This is a genomic window from Enterobacter sp. Sphag1F (assembly GCF_014193275.1).
GTDB classification, from domain to species: Bacteria; Pseudomonadota; Gammaproteobacteria; order Enterobacterales; family Enterobacteriaceae; genus Pantoea; species Pantoea symbiotica.
Genome location: NZ_JACHZD010000007.1, coordinates 45,236 through 58,862, shown reverse-complemented (window position 1 = coordinate 58,862; position 13,627 = coordinate 45,236). Strand labels below are relative to the sequence as shown.

Here is a 13,627-nt window from a genome sequence, read left to right as displayed (position 1 = left end):
TCAGATTTTTTCCCCGTAAAGAAAAAGGCCATCACGAAAGTGATGGCCCGACATACATGGAGTAAGAGGATGATCTTAGCGGCTCATGGCGTCTTTTTTCATGCCCATTTCATCTTTCTTCATGGCATCTTTTTTCATGCCCATTTCGTCTTTCTTCATGGCATCTTTCTTCATGCCCATTTCGTCTTTCTTCATGGCATCTTTCTTCATGCCCATTTCGTCTTTCTTCATGGCATCTTTTTTCATGCCCATCGCGTCTTTGTGCATGGCATCTTTCTTCATGCCCATTTCGTCTTTTTTCATGGCGTCTTTGCCCATGGTATCAGCAGCGTAAGCCACAGACATGGTCATCATTGAAGCGATAAAGGTTGCTACGATTACGTTTTTCATCGGGTGTTTCCTTACATTTCTAGGGTTTATAAAAGGTGTTGGCGCAATATGGCACCGAGTTAAGGGATCAGCTTCCGCCGAACCAGTTGTAGCCCTCGTCTTCCCAGTAACCACCGGTATAACGATTGGTTATTTCTATCACCTGAATATGCTTCGGATTTTTGTATCCCAGTTTGGTGGGAATACGGATCTTCATCGGATAACCATATTCAGGCGGTAGAATTCGTCCATCCCAGCTCAATGCCATGATGGTTTGCGGATGCAGCGCCGATGCCATATCGATGCTGGTGTAATAATCATCCGCACACTTGAAGCTGACGTATTTGGCTGTGGTGTCGGCACCAATCAGCTTCAGGAAATCAGCAAAACGCACGCCGCCCCAGCGACCAATCTCACTCCAACCTTCAACGCAGATATGGCGCGTTATCTGATCAACCTGCTGCATGTTGTAGAGCTCAGGCAGCGACCAGCTACGCTTATCATTCACCAGCCCGGCAATCTCCAGGCGCCACTGGTCGCCATTGATCTGCGGGATATCTTCCTCACCGTAAAACGCGTTAAACGGAAAAGATTGCGAGATACGATCGGCGCTGTATTCCGGTGACAGATTGGCCGGATTAAACAGCCAGCTCTGCACACGATCGTTGAAGCGGGAAAATTTATTCAGCACGCTATCAACGTCCGGTTTATCAGTGAGATCGCAGCCGGTTAACATCACTACGCCGCCGAGCGTTAAGCCCTGACGTAAAAAGCGTCGACGTGAGGATGAATCCAGTTTGCGTGCCAGTAACTGCTGCGCCTCTTTGACCAAGGCATCTGCATCGCTGGGCGAAAGATCAACATCAATTTTTTTCATTTCGCTCTCCTTAGCGTCCGCGCAACATTGCGAGCAGCGTTTTTGGTACCAGCGCCACCATCACAATATGTACCGCGACAAATCCCACCAACGCTGACATGGCATAAAAGTGGATGTAACGTGCCGCTTCATAACCGCCCAGCAGGTCGCGTAACAGTCCAAACTGCACCGATTTCCACAGCACTAAGCCAGACAGCACCAGCAGCAGGCAAACCACCATCACAAACAGATAAGCGGCGCGCTGTACGTTGTTGTACTGACGTAAATCTGCATGGGCTAATTTGCCTTTCAGCGCGCTGAGTGCATCATGTAAGAATCCGCGCAAACTCAGCGGCAGAAACTTCTTACCGAAGCGACCGGTAAACAGGTTCATCAGCAGATAAACCACACCATTTGCGGCGAAAATCCACATCGCGGCGAAGTGCCATTGCAACGCACCACCCAACCAACCGCCGAGAGTAATCTCACCGGGAAAGCGAAAATCAAAGAGTGGAGAAGCGTTATAAATACGCCATCCGCTCAGCGTCATAATCACAATGGCCGCAGCATTCATCCAGTGACAAACGCGTAACCACCACGGATGGATCACGGCTGAACATTTTGATTTATCATCCATCTGCATCTCCATTTAACCGGTCCCATCAATAAATTCAGGCCGCATTCTGCCGTCATTCCGCCGAGCCGTATGACAAGAAATGTCTCAATAGACGCATGAGCTCATTCTCTGTTTACCTTCCATTTGGCTTGATAACGTCAGCCACTTTCCCCGGTGCAGACGCAATAATTTCCATCCATGTCTGACCTCAATCACTCATGTCTGGATGCTATTGTGTCCAATTGTTGTTCACCAAAGCCTCACGTCGAGTTAAACAAAATGTGAAAACTCTGAGGGGTTTTAAGCGGTAATATTGATTAAATTAGCGAAGCAGGAAGGGATGATGTCTGACGCAAAAAAAGTACTTATCGTCGAAGATGACAGCGGGATTGCCGACGTTCTGCGCTTAAACTTTCAGGATGAAGGTTATGATGTAACACATGCCGCAGACGGAAATCTCGCCGTTAAGCTTCTGGAATCTCAGCATTGGGACGCCTTAATTCTCGATCTGATGTTGCCCGGTATCGATGGGCTGGAAATCTGTCGCCGGGCACGCGCCATGAAGCGCTATACGCCGATCATTATGATCAGCGCACGCTCCAGTGAAGTGCATCGCGTGTTGGGTCTTGAGTTGGGTGCAGATGATTATCTGCCGAAGCCTTTTTCGGTGCTGGAATTGGTGGCGCGACTTAAAGCGCTGTTTCGGCGTCAGGAAGCGATGAACTTAAATTCACGCATGGAGGCCGGCACCTTACAGCTGGGCGCATTAATGATTGATCCGGTGGCACGTGAAGTCTGGCTGGACAGTAAGCCAATCACCTTAACGCCTCGGGAATTTGATCTGCTCTATCACTTCGCCAAACATCCGGGAAAAGTGTTCTCCCGCCTCAACCTGCTTAATCAGGTTTGGGGCTATCAACACGATGGCTATGAACACACTGTGAATACACACATCAACCGCTTACGGTTAAAAATTGAAGATAATCCTGCTGAACCGCACTACATCCTTACGGTGTGGGGAAAAGGCTACAAATTCTCGCTACCTGCGAATTAGGTTAATAATGATGAAACGCCTGACACTCAGCCAGCGCCTGGCGCTGGTTTTCGCTTCTTTGCTGTTACTTTGCACACTGCTGTCAGGTTGGATGCAGATTCGTATTAACGCGCAATATGGTAGCGCGGTGGTGCAGCGTTTGTCCGATGGATTGGCGCGTAGCATCGCCAGCCTCAATCCCAATATGATTGGTGAAAAAGGCGTTAACTTGCCGCTAATGAAGGCACTGTTTAGCGATTTGATGGTGCTCAATCCCAGCGTGGAAGTCTATTTGCTGGACTTGCAGGGCAACATTCTCGCCGATGCGGCGCCGCCAGGTCATATCAAACGCACCCATGTAAGCCTGAAGCCCATACAGGCGCAACTGAATGGCGCGACATCGCCGGTATACGGTGATGATCCGCGTAATCTGCAGGAAAATAAAGTATTTAGCGTGGCACCGCTGGCGCGTAATGGTCAAACGGTGGGCTATCTGTATGTGATATTGCAGGGCGAGAACTATCACCAGCTGGCGCAGGAAGCACAGATTGATATTCTGATGCGCACGTCTTTCTGGTCATCTTTACTGGTGGTGTTATTTGGCCTGACGGCGGGCGCGGTGGCGTTTAGTTTGATCACGCGGCCTATGCGTCAGTTAACGCAGCGCGTTCGCCAACTCAACCGTGAAGACATGACCGAGATAAAACAACTGGCTGATCTCCCGCTGCCAAAACCTCATGAAAAAGATGAAGTGAGTTTGTTGCAAGGTGCCTTTGTCGGCATGGCGCGACGCGTCGCTTTTCAGTGGGAAAAGCTGGCTTATCAGGACCAGCTGCGCCGCGATTTTGTTGCCAATATCTCGCACGATCTGCGTACGCCGCTCACCACTTTGCATGGCTACCTCGAAACCCTGCTGTATAAATCGGACAGCCTGAAATCGGCCGAGAGTCAGCGTTATCTGCACATCGCGCTGTCGCAAAGCCAGAAAGTTAGCATGCTGGCGCAGCAGCTATTTGAGCTGGCACAGCTGGAATATGGCGTGATCAAGCCTAATCGAGAGATGTTTAGCCTCTCGGAACTGACTTACGATGTGGTACAGAAGTTTGAGTTAATGGCCAGCACGCGCAATATCCGCTTTGTGGTGGATATGCCAGAGCAGCTGCCACAGGTGAATGCCGATGTTTCGATGATCGATCGCGTGCTGACCAACCTGTTTGATAATGCGATCAAGCATACGCCGGAAGCGGGCACCATTGAGGTGACGTTACGCAGCGCCGATCGTGAGGTAGAAGTGAGCCTGAAAGATTCCGGGCCGGGCATTCCTGATAATTTACGCGCCACGCTGTTTGAGCGTCCATCTGCGTTAACGCATGCCAGCACGCGCAAAAATAGCGGGGGGTTGGGGTTGATGGTGGTGCGCCGCATCCTGCAACTGCATGAGCGTGATATCCGTCTGGATGATCAAACATCGGGCGCTTGCTTCCGTTTCTCTATCCCGCGCTGAAAACAAAAAACCCTTCCAGCAGGGAAGGGTTTTTATGTTTTTCCGTGTCGATTAGATATCGATGTTGGCGGCTTTCAGCGCATTCTCTTCAATGAAGGCGCGACGCGGTTCAACCGCATCGCCCATCAAGGTAGTGAACAGCTGATCGGCAGCAATCGCATCCTTGATGGTCACGCGCAACATGCGGCGGCTATCTGGATCCATGGTGGTTTCCCACAGCTGCTCTGGGTTCATCTCACCCAAACCTTTATAACGCTGTACTGAGAGGCCGCGACGCGACTCTTTCACCAGCCATTCAATCGCCTGCTCGAAGCTGGTGACCGGCTGACGACGTTCGCCACGTTCGATATAGGCATCTTCTTCGATCAGGCCGCGCAGCTGTTCGCCCAGCGCACAGATTTTGCGGTATTCCGGTCCATCGATGAACTCGCTATCCAGCGGATAATCAGTATCCACGCCGTGCGTACGCACTCGCAGCACCGGTTCAAACAGGTTCTGCTCATGGTTAGCGCGGACGTGCGCAAGGTAGCTGCTGCCGTGCGCTTCACGCTCGGTCAAATAGGCCACTAAACCGTCAATCCAGCCCTTCACGTCGGCTTCATTGCTGAGGTCGCTTAAGGTTGGATGGTAGATCAGGCCGCGTAGCAGAGCCGTAGGGAAACGGCGCTCCATACGTTTGATCATGCGCTGCGTGCCGTTGAAATCAGCCACCAGCGTTTCCAGCGGCTGACCGCCCAATGCCGGTGCGCTGGCATTGGTGTGCAACGTTGCGCCGTCGAGTGCGATAGAAATCTGATACTGATCCATCGCTTCGTCGTCTTTAATATACTGTTCTTGCTTGCCTTTCTTCACTTTGTACAGTGGCGGCTGAGCAATGTAGACGTGACCACGTTCGACGATTTCTGGCATCTGACGATAGAAGAAGGTCAACAGCAGCGTACGAATGTGCGAGCCGTCGACGTCCGCATCGGTCATGATGATGATGCTGTGATAACGCAGTTTGTCCGGATTGTATTCATCGCGGCCGATACCACAGCCCAGCGCGGTGATCAGCGTGGCAACTTCCTGCGAAGCGAGCATCTTGTCGAAACGCGCTTTCTCTACGTTGAGGATTTTACCTTTCAACGGCAGAATCGCCTGGTTCTTACGGTTACGGCCCTGTTTTGCTGAGCCGCCCGCTGAGTCCCCTTCCACAAGGTAGATTTCAGACAGCGCCGGATCGCGCTCCTGACAGTCGGCCAGTTTGCCCGGCAGTCCGGCCAAATCCAGCGCGCCTTTACGGCGAGTCATTTCACGTGCACGACGGGCTGCTTCACGCGCACGCGCCGCATCGATGATTTTACCGACCACAATTTTCGCGTCAGACGGGTTTTCCAGCAGGTATTCCGCCAGCAGTTCGTTCATCTGCTGCTCAACCGCCGATTTCACCTCTGAAGAGACCAGCTTATCTTTGGTCTGAGATGAGAATTTCGGATCCGGCACTTTCACGGAAACCACGGCAATCAAACCTTCACGCGCATCGTCACCGGTCGCGCTGACTTTGGCTTTTTTGCTGTAGCCTTCTTTGTCCATGTAGGCGTTTAGCGTACGCGTCATTGCCGCACGGAAGCCGGCCAGATGCGTACCGCCGTCGCGCTGTGGAATGTTGTTGGTGAAGCAGTAGATGTTTTCCTGGAAACCATCGTTCCACTGCAGCGCCACTTCTACGCCGATGCCATCTTTCTCAGTCGAGAAGTAGAACACCGTTGGATGAATTGGGGTTTTGTTCTTGTTGAGATACTCAACAAACGCCTTGATGCCACCTTCGTAGTGGAAGTGATCGTTCTTGCCGTCGCGCTTGTCTTCCAGACGAATTGAGACGCCAGAGTTGAGGAACGACAGTTCACGCAGGCGTTTTGCCAGGATTTCGTACTCAAACTCAATCACGTTGGTGAAGGTTTCGTAGCTCGGCCAGAAGCGCACGCGAGTACCGGTTGCATCGGTATCACCGGAAACCGCCAGCGGTGCCTGCGGCACGCCGTGCTGATAAACCTGCTGATGCACTTTACCTTCACGGCGAATGGTCAGCTCCAGCTTCTGCGACAGGGCATTTACGACTGAAACGCCAACGCCGTGCAGACCACCGGAAACTTTATACGAGTTATCATCAAATTTACCGCCGGCGTGTAGGACGGTCATGATCACTTCAGCAGCAGAGACGCCCTCTTCCGGGTGAATGCCGGTAGGAATACCACGGCCATCATCTTGCACTGAGACAGAGTTATCTGCATGAATAGTAACGGTAATATCACTACAGTGACCGGCGAGCGCTTCGTCGATTGCGTTATCCACGACTTCGAATACCATGTGATGCAGACCGGTGCCGTCATCCGTATCGCCGATGTACATGCCCGGGCGTTTGCGTACCGCATCAAGCCCTTTCAGGACTTTGATACTTGAGGAGTCATAAGAATTCGACATCAACGTTTCTCGCTCATTTAATCTTCAGGTTGAACCACTATTTTACCCTGTTCCACGCGGAACATCTTGCCCTTTTCATCACTCATGTCGATTACATGCTCGACACCAATGGCGCTGACAAATACTTGAGCCTGCGTGGCTTTTAGGCGTTCAGCTAACAGCCGACGACGGGTGTCATCCAGCTCTGAGGCAAAGTCATCAATCAAATACAAACAGCGTCTTCCGCTGCTGCGCGTCAGGTATTCGCCCTGCGCTAAGCGCAGCGCACACATCAGCAGTTTTAACTGGCCGCGTGAGAGTAAATCTTCCACCGGCGTACCTTCGGCACGAATACGAAAATCGGCTTTATGTGGGCCGCTGGCGGTGTACGTGAGCGCGCGGTCGCGCTCGAAATTGCGTTCCAGCAGTTCGGCGTAATCGCTCTCTTTATCCCAGCCGCGCTGGAAAGAGAACGCCAACTCAAACTCCGGTAAAAACTGCCCGCAGGTGGCGATGATCTCGCGGGAAATCGCCGCGCTGTATTCGGCGCGCCAGGCGCTAATCTGCTCGGCCAGCGGCACCAGTTCCTGATCCCACGGACGAATCTGGCTGTAGCGCGAAACCTGACGCAGCGCCGCATTGCGTTGTTTTAGCAGACGACGCAAATTGCTCCAGGCATGAAAAAATCCGGGCGAGGCGTGAAAACAGCCCCAATCGATGTAGGCACGACGGTATTTTGGACCGCCATTGAGCAGGGTAAATCCTTCCGGCGTAATCAGTTGCATCGGCAGCAGCTGCGCCAGCTCCGCCACTTTGTGGCCATCGCTGCCATCAATTCGCACTTTGCTGTCGCCAGCACGATTCTTGGTCAAACCGACCGACAATTCTCGTTCGCTGCCTTCGATGCGACCGTGCAGCACAAAGGCGTCCTGATCGTGACGAATCACGCGGCCAGCTTGCAAACTGCGAAACGCGCGACCGTGTCCCAGCGTGTAAATCGCCTCCAGCACGCTGGTTTTGCCGCTGCCGTTGGCACCGACAAGGAAATTAAAGCCCGGCGCTAAAGCCAGATCGGCCTGCTCGATGTTGCGAAAATCTTTAATCAGGAGGCGGGTTAAAGCCATAACGAATCCAGCGAGAGGGGGATTTTACCTAACATTTGAGATCCAGGCCGTCGGCGGCGCAGCCAGTCTGGTTACGGCCAGCGCGCAGAACTTGGGAGCATACTGAAGTATGTGACCAAGGGCGAGCACTGCCCGGGACCAGAATGGCAAGTAAGCCAGGCCGATATTTATAAACGCATTGGCATGACGACGTAGGCTGCAGCCGGACTGGCAACATCTTCAATCTGCACGCTCGATACGCCATCAGTCAGCAGCAAACGCACGTTCTCGCACTTCAGCGCATTCAACACATCCAGCACATAGCTGACGTTGAAACCAATTTCCAGATCGGTGCCGTTGTAAGAGACATCCAGCATCTCTTCCGCTTCTTCCTGCTCCGGGTTATTCGCCGTGATCTTGAGCTGATTTTCAGTGATATAGATGCGAACGCCGCGGAATTTCTCATTCGAGAGAATCGCCGCACGCGCAAATGCCTGCTTCAAAATATCACAGCCAGCTTCCAGCGCTTTGTCGGGATTCTTCGGCAATACGCGGCGATAATCCGGGAAACGGCCATCAACCAGCTTCGACGTAAAGATGAAGTCACCCACATGTGCGCGGATGTTGCTGCTACCGATTTGCACCTGCAATGGCGTTTCGCCGCCATCCAGCAAACGCATCAACTCAATCACACCTTTACGCGGCACGATCACCGAATGGTTGGGCAGCGCCTGACCAATCGGCATTGAGCACACCGCAAGGCGGTGACCATCGGTGGCGACGGTACGCAACTCTTCGCCTTCGGTTTCGAACAGCATACCGTTGAGGTAATAACGCACATCCTGATGCGCCATTGAGAACTGCGTGGCTTCGATCAGGCGTTTCAGCGTCGCCTGCGGCAAGGTAAATTCCACCTCGCTTTGCCAGTCATCAAGATTCGGGAAGTCGCTGGCGGGCAACGTTGACAGTGAGAAACGGCTGCGGCCAGAGCGCACCAGCATTCTGTCGCCTTCCAGCGTCAGGCTGATCTCAGCGCCTTCCGGCAAACCGCGGCAAATGTCGAGGAATTTACGCGCGGGAACCGTGGTCGCGCCCGGCTCGTGCGGCTGCGTCAGCGCAACACGGGCTACCATTTCCATTTCCAGATCGGTACCGGTCAAGCGCAGCGAGCCTTCGCTCACCTGCAGCAGTAAATTTCCCAGGATCGGCAGCGTCGGGCGTCCGCCAAGTGGACCGCTAACCTGTTGCAGTGGCTTCAGTAACTGCTCACGTTCTACAATAAATTTCATATGCGTCAGGAAGATAGTGTTCGAATGAGGTTAGAGAAATCTTCTTTGATGTCGTGGCTCTCTTCACGCAGCTGCTCGATTTTACGGCAAGCGTGAAGCACGGTGGTATGGTCGCGGCCACCAAACGCATCGCCAATTTCCGGCAAGCTGTGGTTGGTGAGCTCTTTCGCCATCGCCATCGCCATCTGGCGCGGACGCGCTACCGAACGCGAACGGCGTTTCGACAACAAATCCGCCACTTTAATTTTGTAATACTCGGCCACCGTTTTCTGAATATTATCAATGGTGACCAGTTTTTCCTGCAGCGCCAGCAGATCGCGCAGCGCTTCGCGCACGAAATCGATGGTAATGGCGCGGCCGGTAAAGTTCGCGTTGGCAATCACGCGGTTCAGCGCGCCTTCCAGCTCACGAACGTTGGAACGCAAACGCTTAGCAATAAAGAAGGCAACTTCACCCGGCAGGCGAATATCGTTTTCATCGGCTTTCTTCATCAGGATCGCGACGCGCGTCTCCAGCTCAGGCGGCTCGATCGCCACGGTTAATCCCCAACCAAAACGTGATTTCAGGCGATCTTCTACGCCATTGATCTCTTTTGGATAGCGATCCGAGGTCAGGATGATCTGTTGATTACCTTCCAGCAGCGCGTTGAAGGTATGGAAGAACTCTTCCTGCGAGCGCTCTTTATTGGCAAAGAATTGAATGTCATCGATCAGCAGCGCATCAACCGAGCGGTAATAACGCTTAAACTCTTCGATGGCGTTGTTCTGCAAGGCTTTAACCATGTCCTGCACAAAACGCTCAGAGTGCATGTACACCACTTTGGCATTGGGCTTGCGCGCAATAATGCCGTTACCCACCGCGTGCAACAGGTGAGTTTTACCCAGGCCGGTGCCGCCATAAAGGAACAGTGGGTTATAAGCGCCGCCAGGATTATCCGCCACCTGACGTGCCGCCGCGCGCGCCAGCTGGTTCGATTTACCTTCAACGAAGTTGTCGAAGTTATGACGGTTATTCACATTGGAGCGGTAAGTGACATCCGCCGGCGCAGGCACCGAATCCCAGCTTGGACGCAGGATTTGCGTCGGCGCGGGACGATTTTCAATCGGAGCAGGTGCGCTGTAACTGGAAGTGGCCATCGCCGGTTGGCTGGTTGTCACCTGTGCGGCAGGACGCGTGCCGACTTCGAAACGCAGTAACGGCACATTTGCACCGCAGAATTCGTTCAGCAGCCCATTGATACTATTGAGATATTTATCTCTAACCCAGTCGAGTACAAACCGATTTGGTGCATACAAGGTCAGCGTATTGTCGTTCAATTCAGCTTGCAGCGGACGAATCCACATGCTGAATTCGGTGGCAGGAAGCTCATCCTGCAAACGGGCAAGACACTGTTGCCAAAGCGTAAGTGACACGGCGGACTCCACTCGTACAAAATCGATAAGAATTTTAGGCGCTAATAATAAATAGAAACGTAATTTTTAGACACAGACGGTTGGAAAGCGCCTGCGACCGCTATTCGCGGTAGTCTTCCCCGGCGATCGCAGTGAGGATCGTCAGCGGAAGGGCGGATCATAACGTAAAGCCGCACAGAGATCTTCCCTTTCTACACAGTTTTGATCCAATTTATCCACAGGCTGCTGAAGCGATAATGAGTTTACGCTTTCTGCGAAAAAAGCCAGCGTTAATGTGGCTGAAAGCGGTAATTTTTCTGGCGAGCTCTCGTTTCTGCGCAACAAATCTGCAAATTGATCGCAAGAAGATCCTGCGCGATCCTTGCGCTTTAACCCACAGCCCGTATAATTCCCCACCCGGCATTATTGCGTGAAGCCTTGATGCCCGGAATCAGCGGGCTGTATCTGGGTTTCCAGGTGCCGCGACCAGCGAAGTAAATTGACTCTGGACTGTACAATTATTACAATCCCGCCTCTTTATTAAAGACACATTGAGGCGTTGGTCGATTTACTGGCCCGAAAACGCGTCACCCAGTGAAAATTTTCAAGTTTAGGTAGAAATCGCCATGAAACGCACTTTTCAACCGTCCGTACTGAAGCGCAACCGTTCACACGGTTTCCGTGCTCGTATGGCAACAAAAAATGGTCGTCAGGTTCTGGCACGTCGTCGTGCTAAAGGCCGTTCTCGTCTGACCGTTTCTAAGTAATAAAGCTAACCCTCGTGGTTAAGCTCGCATTTCCCAGGGAGTTACGTTTGTTAACTCCCACTCATTTCACTTTCGTCTTCCAGCAGCCACAACGAGCCGGTACGCCGCAAATCACCATACTCGGCCGACTTAACGCGCTGGGGCATCCCCGCATCGGTCTCACCGTCGCAAAAAAACATGTAAAACGTGCCCATGAACGCAACCGGATCAAGCGATTGACCCGCGAAAGCTTTCGTCTGCGTCAACATGAGCTCCCTGCGATGGATTTTGTGATCGTGGCTAAAAAAGGGATTGCTGACCTGGATAACCGTGCGCTGACGGAAGCGTTGGAGAAACTATGGCGTCGTCACTGTCGCCTGGCTCGCGGCTCCTGATTGCCCTGATACGCGTTTATCAACGCGCCATCAGCCCACTGCTGGGACCTCATTGCCGGTTCCATCCCACCTGTTCGCAGTATGGGATTGAGGCCTTACGCCGCTTTGGCGTTGTAAAAGGCAGTTGGTTGACGATAAAACGCGTATTAAAATGCCACCCTTTGAACCCGGGTGGTGACGATCCTGTGCCGCCAAAAACCTTTGATACCAGAGAACATTAACGATGGATTCGCAACGCAATCTCTTTCTCATCGCTTTTCTGTTCGTGTCTTTTATGATCTGGCAAGCCTGGCAGACGGACCACGCTCCGCAGCCACAGCAAACCCAGACCACGCAAAACACAAGCAGCGCAGCGGGTGATGCCGCCACTTCCGGCGTGCCGGCTAGCGGACAGGGCAAAACGATCACCGTTAAGACAGATGTCCTGTCACTCAACATCAATACGCGTGGTGGCGATATTGAGCAGGCTCAGCTGCTGACTTACCCGGACAAACTGGGTTCAGACGCACCGTTCCAGCTGCTTGAAACCACACCAGCCTTCGTTTATCAGGCGCAGAGCGGCTTAACTGGCCGTAACGGTCCGGATAACCCGAACAATGGCGCACGTCCGCTATATACCACTTCGCAAGATAGCTTCGTCATGGCGGATGGCCAGAGCGAACTGCGCGTGCCGCTGACCTGGACCGGTGAAAACGGCGTGGTTTACACCAAGACGTTCGTCTTCAAGCGCGGTGAGTATGCGGTAAACGTTGACTACAACATCAACAACACCACACAGCAGCCGCTGGAAGTGTCGATGTTTGGTCAGCTGAAGCAGACCATCGACGTGCCTAAGCACCGCGATACCGGCAGCAATAACTTTGCTCTGCACACCTTCCGTGGCGCAGCGTACTCAACCAGCGATGCGAAATACGAAAAATATAAATTCGACACCATCGCGGATAACGAGAACCTGAACACCACCACCAGCAATGGTTGGGTGGCGATGCTGCAGCAGTACTTTGCTACCGCATGGGTGCCACGCACGCAGGGTAACAACACGCTGTACACCAGCAACCTCGGCAATGGCATCGCGGCAATTGGCTACAAATCTGCACCGGTTACCGTTGGCGCAGGCGCACAGCAAGATCTCGGCGCAACACTGTGGGTCGGCCCGGAAATTCAGGACCAGATGGCAGCCATCGCGCCGCACCTGGATCTGACCGTGGATTACGGCTGGTTGTGGTTCATCTCTCAGCCGCTGTTTAAGCTGCTGAAGTTCATCCACAGCTTTATCGGTAACTGGGGCTTCTCCATTATCGTTATCACCTTCATCGTGCGTGGCATCATGTACCCGCTGACTAAAGCGCAGTACACCTCCATGGCGAAGATGCGTATGCTGCAGCCGAAGATTCAGGCGATGCGTGAACGTCTGGGCGATGATAAGCAGAAGCAGAGCCAGGAAATGATGGCGCTGTATAAGGCGGAGAAAGTGAACCCGCTGGGCGGCTGTCTGCCACTGGTTATTCAGATGCCAATCTTCCTGGCCTTGTACTACATGCTGTCAGGCTCGGTTGAACTGCGTCATGCGCCGTTTATTCTGTGGATTCATGACCTATCTGCGCAGGACCCGTACTACATTCTGCCGATCATCATGGGTATCACCATGTTCTTCATTCAGAAGATGTCACCGACCACCGTGACCGATCCGATGCAGCAGAAGATCATGACCTACATGCCGGTTATCTTTACCGTGTTCTTCCTGTGGTTCCCATCAGGTCTGGTGCTGTACTACATCGTCAGCAACCTGGTAACCATTCTCCAGCAGCAGCTGATTTATCGCGGCCTGGAAAAACGTGGTCTGCATAGCCGCGACAAGAAGAAAGCGTAACGTCTGACTGCAACCA

13 protein-coding genes are annotated in these 13,627 nt (G+C 52.8%); 6 read left to right on the top strand and 7 right to left on the bottom strand.

The features are described 5' to 3' along the window. Positions 1 to 75: 75 nt before the first annotated feature. The 3 genes from FHW71_RS19920 to FHW71_RS19910 form a co-directional block, all read right to left on the bottom strand. Positions 76 to 390, bottom strand: coding sequence for a hypothetical protein (locus FHW71_RS19920; RefSeq protein ID WP_179452911.1), 315 nt, complete (start codon positions 388 to 390; stop codon positions 76 to 78). Between the two features lie 67 nt (positions 391 to 457). Then, on the bottom strand, positions 458 to 1,246 hold the full coding sequence (locus FHW71_RS19915) for a molybdopterin-dependent oxidoreductase (protein ID WP_008105294.1): 789 nt from the start codon (positions 1,244 to 1,246) through the stop codon (positions 458 to 460). Between the two features lie 10 nt (positions 1,247 to 1,256). Then, entirely contained in the window at positions 1,257 to 1,862 is a 606-nt protein-coding gene (locus FHW71_RS19910) for a cytochrome b/b6 domain-containing protein (protein WP_179452912.1), read from the bottom strand. 322 nt (positions 1,863 to 2,184) lie between these two features. Between FHW71_RS19910 and FHW71_RS19905 the strand changes: the two genes are divergently transcribed. Together FHW71_RS19905 and FHW71_RS19900 are read left to right on the top strand one after the other, a co-directional pair. Further along, entirely contained in the window at positions 2,185 to 2,895 is a 711-nt protein-coding gene (locus tag FHW71_RS19905) for a response regulator transcription factor (protein ID WP_008105296.1), read from the top strand. 10 nt (positions 2,896 to 2,905) lie between these two features. Then, positions 2,906 to 4,378, top strand: coding sequence for a HAMP domain-containing sensor histidine kinase (locus tag FHW71_RS19900; protein ID WP_179452913.1), 1,473 nt, complete (start codon positions 2,906 to 2,908; stop codon positions 4,376 to 4,378). Between the two features lie 51 nt (positions 4,379 to 4,429). Here FHW71_RS19900 and gyrB read toward each other — a convergent pair whose 3' ends face one another. From gyrB to dnaA, 4 genes are all read right to left on the bottom strand, one after another. Then, a complete protein-coding gene (gene gyrB, locus FHW71_RS19895) occupies positions 4,430 to 6,838 on the bottom strand; it encodes a DNA topoisomerase (ATP-hydrolyzing) subunit B (RefSeq protein WP_008105298.1) in 2,409 nt (802 codons plus the stop codon). A 17-nt stretch (positions 6,839 to 6,855) separates the two neighbouring features. After that, on the bottom strand, positions 6,856 to 7,941 hold the full coding sequence (recF, locus tag FHW71_RS19890) for a DNA replication/repair protein RecF (protein WP_061719989.1): 1,086 nt from the start codon (positions 7,939 to 7,941) through the stop codon (positions 6,856 to 6,858). A gap of 167 nt (positions 7,942 to 8,108) precedes the next feature. After that, positions 8,109 to 9,209, bottom strand: a complete 1,101-nt coding sequence (gene dnaN / locus FHW71_RS19885; RefSeq protein WP_008105300.1) for a DNA polymerase III subunit beta — start codon at positions 9,207 to 9,209, stop codon at positions 8,109 to 8,111. A 5-nt stretch (positions 9,210 to 9,214) separates the two neighbouring features. Next, entirely contained in the window at positions 9,215 to 10,621 is a 1,407-nt protein-coding gene (dnaA, locus tag FHW71_RS19880) for a chromosomal replication initiator protein DnaA (protein ID WP_008105301.1), read from the bottom strand. Positions 10,622 to 11,226: 605 nt separating this feature from the next. On the opposite strand from dnaA, the gene rpmH reads away from it, so the two are divergent. The 4 genes from rpmH to yidC are packed head-to-tail and all read left to right on the top strand — an operon-like array spanning position 11,227 to position 13,611. Further along, positions 11,227 to 11,367: a 50S ribosomal protein L34 gene (rpmH, locus tag FHW71_RS19875; protein ID WP_003849659.1), complete on the top strand. Its 141-nt coding sequence runs from the start codon at positions 11,227 to 11,229 to the stop codon at positions 11,365 to 11,367. 14 nt (positions 11,368 to 11,381) lie between these two features. After that, complete coding sequence (gene rnpA, locus FHW71_RS19870; protein WP_036648555.1) at positions 11,382 to 11,741, top strand: ribonuclease P protein component; 360 nt, start codon at positions 11,382 to 11,384, stop codon at positions 11,739 to 11,741. Further along, complete coding sequence (gene yidD, locus FHW71_RS19865) at positions 11,705 to 11,962, top strand: membrane protein insertion efficiency factor YidD (protein ID WP_007893564.1); 258 nt, start codon at positions 11,705 to 11,707, stop codon at positions 11,960 to 11,962. Before rnpA ends, yidD begins: the two co-directional genes overlap by 37 nt. Before the next feature lie 2 nt (positions 11,963 to 11,964). Continuing rightward, the gene (gene yidC / locus FHW71_RS19860) at positions 11,965 to 13,611 is read left to right on the top strand and encodes a membrane protein insertase YidC (protein ID WP_154181889.1); all 1,647 of its coding nucleotides are present in this window, start codon (positions 11,965 to 11,967) and stop codon (positions 13,609 to 13,611) included. Positions 13,612 to 13,627 lie beyond the last annotated feature (16 nt).